Genomic DNA, 8,821 nt, shown 5'->3' with positions numbered 1-8,821 from the left:
TAGCGTGTCCTCATGACATTCGAGGAGTCTATGCCGGAACGGCCACGGGTTTTCGCCCACCGGGGCGCCAGCGCGGCATTTGCCGAGCACACACGCGCCGCTTACCTGCAAGCGATAGCCGACGGCGCTGACGGGATGGAGTGCGACGTCCACCTCACCCGGGACCAGCACGCCGTGCTGCTGCATGACGCCAACCTTGACCGGACTTCGGACGGGACCGGGCCCGTCGCGGACCGCACGCTGGCAGAGCTGCGGCTGCTGGATTTTTCGTCCTGGAAGGGCGTCAGGATCCCGGAGAAATACGGTGCCCGGTCTGAGCAGTTCCTCACCTTGCCGGAACTCTTGGACATCCTGCGCGGCGTTGGTCGGCCGATCGCACTGGCAATCGAGCTCAAGCACCCCAGTCCATATCAGCTGAAACTGGAAGACCGCGTGCTGGACGTGCTCCGGGGCGAAGGCTGGGACGCCGGTACCTCCACGGTGGACAACGTCCGGGTGACGTTCATGAGCTTCAGCCCGGATTCGGTGAAGCATCTGCTCCGGAGCGTGCCGGCCGAATTCATCTGCCAACTGGTAGACGACATCGACGTCGACGAACTCCGCGACGAGCTAAACCTCGGCCCCTTGTCTGGAGGCGCACTTGCCAACGTGATGAAGGCCGCGCAGATGGAAGGCGAACGCATCTTGGACGAGTGCGAGGTGGGACTCGCGGGACCGGGAATCATGTACGTCCGCGAGCACGCCCGTACCGTGCAGCGCTGGCTGGAATCAGGCCGCCGCTTCCGCGTGTGGACCGTGGATTCGGAGCGGGATGTGGCGCTCTGCCAAGGGCTGGGGATCCACGAGATCACCACGAACAAACCGGCCAGCGTTCTGGCGCAGCTCCAGTCGAGCGGGCAACAGGTCCAGCTGCCGTCCTGAGCCGGTGCTGTTAGTCCCCGGAGGTCCGCTGTGATTGAGTGGACCCATGCCTTTTCGATGGTCCGCCCGGGCCACCCAAACAGTCTCCGCGGCGGCCATGAGCGCGCTGCTGATGACCAGCGCCATGAAGCACTTCCGCGAGCCACGGTTCTTCGAGCAGGTGGTCCCTGATTATCTTTGCCGCGAGGCGCCAAGTGCTGGCGGCGAGTTGCCGGACGGGCACGAAATACCAACGCCCAACGGCGGCAAGCGGCCCTTGGCGGTGATGTCACGGGAGGAATGGATTGCGGTGAGCGGACTGCTGGAGGCGGGTGCCGCCGTCGGCCTCCTGATCCCGGTGACGCGCCGCGCAACTGCCACCGCCGTGACTGCCATGTTCGCCGTATTCCTGGCCGGCCACGTGGACGCCCTTCGCCGCGCCTATGGTCCCGCCGGTTCCCCGGCGCAGCGCAAGGTGCATACCGTCAGGTTGCCGCTTCAGCTGCCGCTGATCCTGTGGGCCTGGAGCCTGCGGAAACCGGGACGACGGCGGTGAAGCTGCTCGCCTCGCCCGCCGTGCGGGTGGGAATCTCGATCAGCATCGCAACGGGGCTTTACGGGATTTCCTTCGGCGCGCTGTCCGTCACCTCAGGATTCGATTTCTGGCAGACCATGGCGCTCAGCCTGCTGCTCTTCAGCGGCGGTTCACAGTTCGCGTTCATCGGTGTGGTGGCGGGCGGCGGCTCCGGTATTGCGGCCATGAGCGCGGCCACGCTGCTGGGCATGCGGAACGGCATCTACGGCATGCAGCTCAACGCCCTCCTTCATCCGACCGGCTGGCGGCGGTATGTCGCCGCGCAGGTCACCATTGACGAGTCCACCGCCACCAGCAGCGGGCAGACTGACCCCGATGAGCAACGCCGCGGTTTCTGGACGGCCGGCATTGGCATCTACGTACTCTGGAACCTTTTCACCGCCGTGGGGGCCCTCGCGGGGAGCGGATTGGGTGATCCCAAACAGTGGGGCCTGGACGGTGCCGCCGTGGCCGCATTCCTGGCCCTGCTGTGGCCGCGCCTCAAGGGCCGGGAGCCGGCGGTGATTGCCGTGGTGTGCGCCCTGGCCACGGTCGTTGCCGTGCCGTTCGTCCCCGCGGGCGTGCCCATCCTGATTGCCGCTGTGGTGGCCGCGCTGATCGGCTGGTTTAGCCACGGACGCAGTGACGAAGGCCTGGAACCGGACGTGGATCCTTACGACACGCACCACGGGCACCGGGACAAAAACAGGGTCACGCATCGGGACTTGCACGGGGACGGCCACGGGCAGGCAGGGCGGGCGGGCACATGAATCTCTGGCTCTGGTTGTTGCTGGCGTGCGTCCTTGCCTACGCGTGGAAGCTGGTGGGCTATTTCGTCCCGGCAAAGCTGCTGAAGGACCCCCGGATGTCGCGTATTGCCGGCACGCTGACCATCGGACTGCTGGCGTCCCTGACCATTCTCAACACTGTGGCCTCCGGCCAGACCCTGGCCGCCGACGCGCGGCTGGGAGCCCTCGCCGCCGCCGCCGTCGCACTGGCCTTCCGTGCGCCCTTCCTGCTGGTGGTCGTGGTGGGTGCCGGTGCCGCAGCTCTGCTACGGCTCATCGGATGGAACTGACCGCCCCTCCGGTGAAACCGACACCAAACCACTGGTGGTGCGGCTCGCCTGCGCTGTAGCATGAGGCTGGCTATGCAGTTGGCCGTGGACTCTCGTGAGAGCGCTGACCATGGAAATAAGACTGCACCCGGCCGGTGCAAGACCCGGCAAAACCCGCCGCCCGGCTGTTGCTGGTTGGCGCGCCGGGGTACCGGTCAAGCGCTTCTTTACCCGGTTCCGGTCCCTGTCCGATCTGCCGCCAGAGGACCTGGATTTTCTCTCCGAGCGAATAAGGCAGGCTCTGGATGTCAGCCAGGAATCGAATATCACCGCCCTGCACGCGGCATTACGGGCCGAGCTCCGAAACCGGGAACCGGAAGCGGACGATTGACGGCCGGACGAAAGCCGGCGTGATGCGGTCTGCACGGACGAAAGGAGCCACTTAGATGAACGAACAGCCTGGGCCCAACGCACCCGACCCGGACAGCGGTACCGACAACTCCCAGGGTTCGGACCCGAAGCCGCGGCCGGTGTACGACACCAGTGTCTCCGAATCGACGCGGGAGCTGCGGGATACTTCCCGGCGCCGCCGCGACGCGGAGGAGAAGCTGCAGCAGCACCTGTTGGAGGCCAAGGAGCACGTGCCTCACCACTACGATCATGAGACTCACAAGCACGACCAGGAGCCCCGCAAAGCGGATGGGAAAGCCAGCGCCGGGCGCCAGGAAACCCCGCCCGAGGAACCCCAGCCCCAGGAATCCCACTCTCAAAAATCCCAGCCTCAAGAAAAAGACCCCGAAGGCGTCGGCAGCTGACGGGGTTCATCATCGGCGGCTCCGCAGTGCCACTCTCCGGGTTCGAGGCGCAGGCCGGTCAGGCCGTTTGTTCATCCTCTGGCGACCCGGTCCGGCGGGCGCTTTCTTCGACGGCCAGCTCGTACCACGCCTGCGCATCAAACACCGGCGTGGGAGTATCGAGGTTCTGGTAGAGGGCGTCCAGAAGATTGGCCAGTTCCTCCGCTGCCAGCGAAGGAAGGATCTCTTCCGGGCCGCGGGGATCGTGGATGAGTCGGGACAAATGCGTCTGGTTCATCGGCGGACCATGGCGTTGGATTGGCTGCGCTGGATGTTTTTCACTATGCTCCCTCTGGAGATTCAGAGGCTGGCTGCGTAACCCTACTCAAGTCTAATCCAACGTTTCGACACCAACAATGGGGCGCCCGTGGCGGTGCCGGCGGGTGCTCAGGCGCGGGGTGTCAGGTGAACTGTGGACCCTGTAGCTGCGGGGCGGGCAGCGGCACATGCGCGGGCAACGGGCGGTGGGGCCGTTCAGTGCGGATGGCGTCCTCAATCAGTGCCAGGGGGCGGCGCCAGGCATCGGAACCAGGCTCCATGGTGTCCACGACGCCGATCAGCATGGCGAGCAGGCGGAACATGTCAGTCATGGAAATATCGGAACGCAGCGTGCCTTGACCTTGGCCGCGGCCCAGCAGGACGCTCATGGAATCCATCAGCGAGCCGGTGATCCCGGTAAGGAGTTCGCGGCGGCCCGCAACGGCGCCCAGCAGGTTGGCATCAGCGCTGGCCGCGGCCATGATGGCTTCGAGGACGCGCAGCAGTCCCGCAGTTGCGTCGATGCCGGCCAATGCGTCCGCCATGACGGGGTCCACGGTCTCGCGGAGCTGCCGGTTGAGGGCGGCCAGGACCAGCTCCTCCTTGTCGGCGAAGTTCCGGAACAGGGTGGCCGGGCCAACTCCTGCCGTCAGTGCGATGGTCTGGAGGGGAACCTCGGGACCATGCTCGCGGAAGCACTGGCGCGCGGCCAGGATAATCTTGTCCACGTTCCGGGCAGCGTCTGCGCGTAGTGGCTTGCGGACGACAGCAATGCTCATTCGTTCAGGTTAGCAATGCAGCAGGCAGCCATCATGGTTACCGGAGGGTAGCCGGCTATGTGACGCTTCGCCAGCCTCGCCAAACCCGTTTCATGGTGGGCTGCATGACAGACTTGCCCTATGTTGCTTGCATTTTCAGTCGCCCCGTCAGGTACGCCCGCCGGGGGATCGCGTCCCACCGACGCTTCAGTGCACGACGCCGTTGCGGCCGCCGTGCGGATCGTCAGGGAGTCGGGCCTGCCCAACCAGACGGACTCAATGTTCACCACGATCGAGGGTGAATGGGACGAGGTGTTCGATGTCGTTAAGCGCGCCACCGAAGCCGTGGGAGAGTTTGGCAGCCGTGTCTCACTGGTCATCAAGGCGGACATCCGGCCCGGTTATGAGGGCGAGCTCAGCGCCAAGGTGGACCGCCTCGAAGAGGCCCTCGCAGACGGTTCCTAGGCTGGTTCCTGCGCCGAGTCCTAGACCATCGCTTGCCTGCATGCCAGACTGTGGCCATGTTTGAGCACAAGTCCCAGCCAGGGTGGCTGGCAGTGGAAGAATTCCTCACAACTACCGTGGTGCATCCCGATAGTGCGCTCAAGCAGGCGGTGCGCTCCGCCGTCGACGCCGGGATGCCGCCCATTGAAGTGACGCCCAACGCCGGCAAGCTACTTAAGCTCCTGGTCCAACTGTCCGGTGCCCGGCGGGTGCTGGAGATCGGCACGCTGGCCGGGTTCAGTACCATCTGGATGGCGCAGGGCCTGCCCGACGGCGGCCGGCTGGTGACGTGCGAATACCTCGCCAAACATGCGGACATCGCCCAGGCGAATGTGGAGGCGGCCGGGTTGGGAGACAAGGTAGAGGTCCGGGTGGGCGCCGCCCTGGACACCTTGGCCACGCTGCAGGCGGAAGGCCAGGAACCCTTCGATTTTGTGTTTATCGATGCGGACAAGGAAAACGACGCAGCGTACCTTGAGTGGGCTGTGCGCCTGGGCAGGCCGGGAACCGTGGTGGTCCTCGACAACGCCGTTTGGGAGGGCGCCGTGCTGGATCCTTCCGTGGACCAGATCAACGCCCCTGGGATCATCAGCGCCCTTGAACTGCTGGGCCAGCATCCGCAGCTCGATGCCACCGTGATCCAGACTGTCGGGTCCAAAGGCTGGGACGGGTTCGCCTTGGCGCGCGTCCGCTGAGTGCTGACCCCGAGCGGTCGCCCCGAGCATCTAACCGCGAGCCCCTGCCCCAAGCAGCTGAGTCCTGGGCGCCGACAGCATCCGTTCATCCGAATATTGCTAAGTATGCTTAGAATGACTGTCCGGCCGATGTCCCGTCCGGAACCGCCTGCAGTGGAGGAAAACGATGAAAGCATCACCCACCCTTGCCAGCAACCTTCAGATGGTCCTCACTGACCTGATTGAGCTCCATCTCCAGGCCAAGCAGGCCCATTGGAACATCGTGGGCACCAACTTCCGCGACCTTCACCTGCAGCTGGACGAGATCATCGCCAGTGTCCGGCTGTTTGCCGACCAGGTGGCGGAGCGGATGCGGGCCCTGCACGCCCTGCCCGACGGGCGGAGCCAGACCGTAGCCGCAGACACGCGCCTTGATGAGCTCACCGGCGGGCTGATTTCCACGAAGGACGCCGTCAAACTGGTCACGGCCAGGCTGGAGCGGACGGTGAAGACCATGCGGGATGTCCACGATGAGGTGGATGAAGAGGATCCCACCAGCACCGACCTGCTGCATGCCTCCATTGAACGCCTGGAACAGCTCGCGTGGATGGTCAACGCGGAAACCATGACTCCGTCCGCCGCCGTCACCGAACCGGCGGCAAAGTAGGCCGGGCCGGAGAGGCGGCAGCATGCCTGCATCATCCCACCAGCCTGTCCGCATGGTCTCAACTCAAACGGAACTGGCTTGGACGGTTCCCCTGCTCGACTCCGTGGCTTCCGCGGCAGGCGACGTCCCCGCGCTGCTGTCGTTGGCCCGGAACGCGGGAGGCAACTGGCCGCTGCCAGGGTGCGGGCAGACTGCCCACCTCTGGGAACTGCTCGCTTCCGTCTCCGCCGTGGACGTCGCCGCGGGCCGCGTTTTTGAACCGCATATGGATGCGCTCGCGATCCTTGCCCAGGCGGGGAAGCATCAGGCGGGCCACGATCCGGCCGACCGCGCGGGCGCGTGGGGAGTGTTTGCCGCGGAAGGCCCGGGACTTCGCCTCGACGCCAAGACCGGCGACGCCGGAATTCTACTGAGCGGATCCAAACCGTGGTGTTCACTTGCGCCCCTCCTGGACCGGGCTGTCATCACTGCCCACACTGAAGCCGGAGGCAGGGCGGCTTTCGCGGTGGACCTCCGGGATCCGGGCGTGACGTGCGAGGAGCCGGCGTGGGTGGCACGCGGGCTGCGGGAGATTCCCAGTGGGACAGTCCATTTCAGCCAGGTGCCCGCACAACACGTGGGCAGCGACGGCTGGTATTTCAGCCGGCCCGGTTTTGCCTGGGGCGGCATGGGGGTAGCTGCCTGCTGGCTCGGGGGCGCCGTGGGCGTGGCGCGGAACTACAAGGACTCCTTGGCCGCCGCCGCTCAGTCCGGCCGCGAACCTGACCAGATCGCGCTGGCTGCCCTGGGCGAAACAGACAGGATCCTCACGGCCACGCTTCAGTATCTTGCGCGTACGGCAGCATTGATCGACGGTGGCCAGCTGTCCAACGACGGCGGCCTGCCCGCCGGGGAAGATACACCGGAAACTGGCGAGGCCCAACGGGAATCCGGGGAAGAAATAGAGGCGGCGGACCGGAGCGCGTGGAGCGAAGCGTTACGTGTGCGCGGAACCGTAGCTGCCGCCGTCGAGCGTGTCCTGTCCCTGGTCAGCCGGAACCGGGGACCGGCGCCGCTGGCGTTCGACGAACCCTATGCCAAGCGCATGGCGGACCTGGCGCTGTACGTGCGCCAGCACCATGCCATGCGGGACGATGCGCAGCTGGGAAAGCTGACGCTGAAGGGGGAACAGCTGTGGTGACCTTCTCGCACACGGACCAGGGGACTGACGAGGCCCGCTGGGAGGCAAGCGGGCTCGCGGCGATGGCGGAGCTGCCCTTGGGACAGCAGGAATTGGCTGCCATGCGGTTCGTGGTACTGGCTGCGCACCCCGACGATGAGACCCTGGGCGCCGGGGGCATGCTGGCGCTGCTGCACTCGCTGGGCGCCGACGTCGAGGTGCTGCTTTGCACAGCAGGGGAGGGCTCTCACCCGGACTCGGCGACTATTACGCCTGAACAGCTTGCCGCTGTCCGGATTGAGGAATTTTCGGCTGCGATGGGAGTCCTGGGATTAGCCGGTCGCTGGCGTTTCCTCGGGCTGCCGGACCGGGGCCTACAGGACCGAAAGCCGGAAATCGCCGCCCGGCTGCGTGAGGCCATCGGCCGGCTCCCCGGACCACCTCACCAGCTGGCAATTGTGGCACCGTACCGCGACGACGGCCACGCGGACCACAACGTCCTCGGAGCGGTGGCCGCCTGCGTCGCCGCCGAAGGTGGGCACGCTCTGCTGGAGTATCCCATTTGGTACTGGCTGTGGGCTTCCCCGGAGGACCCGGCCTGGCGGTCCTGGGCGCGCGTTCCGCTGGGTGCTGATCAGCAGGCCGCGAAGAGGTCCGCCATGGCCTCACACACGAGCCAGATACGTCCGCTGTCCGGGTTGCCCGGAGACGAAGTGCTCCTCGGCGAGGGGCTGCTGCTGCATTTCAGGCGCGCCTTTGAGACTTTCGCCTGGACGCCGCCCGGGGCCCACCCGGTTCACTCCCCTCCCCACACCAGCACGGACGCGCAACGGATCTTCGACGCCGTGCACTCGAGGTCCGAGGACCCCTGGGAGTACACCACCAGCTGGTACGAGCGGCGCAAGCGCGCCCTCACCCTCTCCGCACTGCCCCGGGAGAACTACCTGTCGGGCCTGGAAATCGGCTGCTCCATCGGAACTCTGGCCGCCGAATTGGCCACCAGATGCACCAGCTTGCTTGCCGTAGATGCCAGCAGCACCGCGCTTGAGTTTGCGGCCCGGCGGCTCGCGTCGTTTCCCGGGGTCTCCACGCGGCAGCTGACGCTCCCTGCTGACTGGCCCGGGGGCAGCTATGACCTCGTGGTGGTCTCCGAGGTGGGCTACTACCTGTCGCCCGCGGAGTTTGAGCTGCTGCTGCAGCGGATCCAGGAATCGATGGCGCCCGGTGGCACGCTGCTGCTGTGCCATTGGCGGCACCCGGTTTCCGGTTGGGAGCTCGACGGCGACTTGGTCCATGCGCTGGCCCGGAACCGGCTGCGGTGGCCCACCTCCGGTCGCTACGAGGAACGCGATTTTGTGCTGGAAACACTGGTTGCTCCCGGCGATGCCGGCGATCCCGGACCTCCGGTGTCCTGAC

13 protein-coding genes are annotated in these 8,821 nt (G+C 66.1%); 11 read left to right on the top strand and 2 right to left on the bottom strand.

The annotated features are described in order from the left end of the window. The first annotated feature begins 12 nt into the window (after positions 1-12). The 6 genes from ACZYZ4_RS08545 (at position 13) to ACZYZ4_RS08520 (ending at position 3,346) form a co-directional block, all read left to right on the top strand. Positions 13-921 carry a glycerophosphodiester phosphodiesterase gene (locus ACZYZ4_RS08545; RefSeq protein WP_463859931.1) on the top strand — a complete coding sequence of 303 codons (909 nt, stop codon included), beginning with the start codon at positions 13-15 and terminating at the stop codon, positions 919-921. 46 nt (positions 922-967) lie between these two features. After that, the gene (locus ACZYZ4_RS08540; RefSeq protein WP_463859929.1) at positions 968-1,456 is read left to right on the top strand and encodes a DoxX family protein; all 489 of its coding nucleotides are present in this window, start codon (positions 968-970) and stop codon (positions 1,454-1,456) included. Next, positions 1,453-2,244 (top strand): AzlC family ABC transporter permease, encoded by a 792-nt coding sequence (locus ACZYZ4_RS08535; protein ID WP_463860229.1) that lies wholly within the window; start codon positions 1,453-1,455, stop codon positions 2,242-2,244. Before ACZYZ4_RS08540 ends, ACZYZ4_RS08535 begins: the two co-directional genes overlap by 4 nt. Beyond that, a complete protein-coding gene (locus ACZYZ4_RS08530) occupies positions 2,241-2,552 on the top strand; it encodes an AzlD domain-containing protein (protein ID WP_463859928.1) in 312 nt (103 codons plus the stop codon). Before ACZYZ4_RS08535 ends, ACZYZ4_RS08530 begins: the two co-directional genes overlap by 4 nt. 94 nt (positions 2,553-2,646) lie before the next feature. Next, complete coding sequence (locus ACZYZ4_RS08525; RefSeq protein ID WP_463859926.1) at positions 2,647-2,922, top strand: hypothetical protein; 276 nt, start codon at positions 2,647-2,649, stop codon at positions 2,920-2,922. A 55-nt stretch (positions 2,923-2,977) separates the two neighbouring features. After that, positions 2,978-3,346: a hypothetical protein gene (locus ACZYZ4_RS08520; protein ID WP_463859924.1), complete on the top strand. Its 369-nt coding sequence runs from the start codon at positions 2,978-2,980 to the stop codon at positions 3,344-3,346. A 58-nt stretch (positions 3,347-3,404) separates the two neighbouring features. Here ACZYZ4_RS08520 and ACZYZ4_RS08515 read toward each other — a convergent pair whose 3' ends face one another. Continuing rightward, positions 3,405-3,623: a hypothetical protein gene (locus tag ACZYZ4_RS08515; RefSeq protein ID WP_463859922.1), complete on the bottom strand. Its 219-nt coding sequence runs from the start codon at positions 3,621-3,623 to the stop codon at positions 3,405-3,407. Between the two features lie 163 nt (positions 3,624-3,786). After that, a complete protein-coding gene (locus tag ACZYZ4_RS08510) occupies positions 3,787-4,422 on the bottom strand; it encodes a TetR/AcrR family transcriptional regulator (RefSeq protein WP_463859920.1) in 636 nt (211 codons plus the stop codon). Positions 4,423-4,542: 120 nt separating this feature from the next. Between ACZYZ4_RS08510 and ACZYZ4_RS08505 the strand changes: the two genes are divergently transcribed. From ACZYZ4_RS08505 to ACZYZ4_RS08485, 5 genes are all read left to right on the top strand, one after another. Continuing rightward, entirely contained in the window at positions 4,543-4,866 is a 324-nt protein-coding gene (locus ACZYZ4_RS08505; RefSeq protein WP_111907406.1) for a thiamine-binding protein, read from the top strand. 56 nt (positions 4,867-4,922) lie between these two features. After that, positions 4,923-5,600 (top strand): O-methyltransferase, encoded by a 678-nt coding sequence (locus tag ACZYZ4_RS08500; RefSeq protein ID WP_463859917.1) that lies wholly within the window; start codon positions 4,923-4,925, stop codon positions 5,598-5,600. Positions 5,601-5,766: 166 nt separating this feature from the next. Then, positions 5,767-6,246, top strand: coding sequence for a Dps family protein (locus ACZYZ4_RS08495; protein WP_463859915.1), 480 nt, complete (start codon positions 5,767-5,769; stop codon positions 6,244-6,246). Between the two features lie 52 nt (positions 6,247-6,298). Further along, positions 6,299-7,426: an acyl-CoA dehydrogenase family protein gene (locus tag ACZYZ4_RS08490; RefSeq protein ID WP_463859914.1), complete on the top strand. Its 1,128-nt coding sequence runs from the start codon at positions 6,299-6,301 to the stop codon at positions 7,424-7,426. Continuing rightward, positions 7,420-8,820, top strand: coding sequence for a PIG-L family deacetylase (locus ACZYZ4_RS08485; protein WP_463859913.1), 1,401 nt, complete (start codon positions 7,420-7,422; stop codon positions 8,818-8,820). The genes ACZYZ4_RS08490 and ACZYZ4_RS08485 overlap by 7 nt, the downstream gene beginning before the upstream one ends. The last annotated feature ends 1 nt before the right edge of the window (position 8,821 follow it).

It is taken from the genome of Pseudarthrobacter adonitolis, from assembly GCF_055412845.1.
This window is presented reverse-complemented; position numbering and strand designations above follow the sequence as displayed.

Bases quoted from the DNA above. Each gene is read 5' to 3' on its own strand.
- ACZYZ4_RS08520 (WP_463859924.1), top strand. From the start codon at position 2,978: ATGAACGAACAGCCTGGGCCCAACGCACCCGACCCGGACAGCGGTACC.
- ACZYZ4_RS08500 (WP_463859917.1), top strand. From the start codon at position 4,923: ATGTTTGAGCACAAGTCCCAGCCAGGGTGGCTGGCAGTGGAAGAATTC.
- ACZYZ4_RS08505 (WP_111907406.1), top strand. From the start codon at position 4,543: ATGTTGCTTGCATTTTCAGTCGCCCCGTCAGGTACGCCCGCCGGGGGA.
- ACZYZ4_RS08490 (WP_463859914.1), top strand. From the start codon at position 6,299: ATGGTCTCAACTCAAACGGAACTGGCTTGGACGGTTCCCCTGCTCGAC.
- ACZYZ4_RS08545 (WP_463859931.1), top strand. From the start codon at position 13: ATGACATTCGAGGAGTCTATGCCGGAACGGCCACGGGTTTTCGCCCAC.
- ACZYZ4_RS08540 (WP_463859929.1), top strand. From the start codon at position 968: ATGCCTTTTCGATGGTCCGCCCGGGCCACCCAAACAGTCTCCGCGGCG.
- ACZYZ4_RS08515 (WP_463859922.1), bottom strand. From the start codon at position 3,623: ATGAACCAGACGCATTTGTCCCGACTCATCCACGATCCCCGCGGCCCG.
- ACZYZ4_RS08530 (WP_463859928.1), top strand. From the start codon at position 2,241: ATGAATCTCTGGCTCTGGTTGTTGCTGGCGTGCGTCCTTGCCTACGCG.
- ACZYZ4_RS08510 (WP_463859920.1), bottom strand. From the start codon at position 4,422: ATGAGCATTGCTGTCGTCCGCAAGCCACTACGCGCAGACGCTGCCCGG.
- ACZYZ4_RS08495 (WP_463859915.1), top strand. From the start codon at position 5,767: ATGAAAGCATCACCCACCCTTGCCAGCAACCTTCAGATGGTCCTCACT.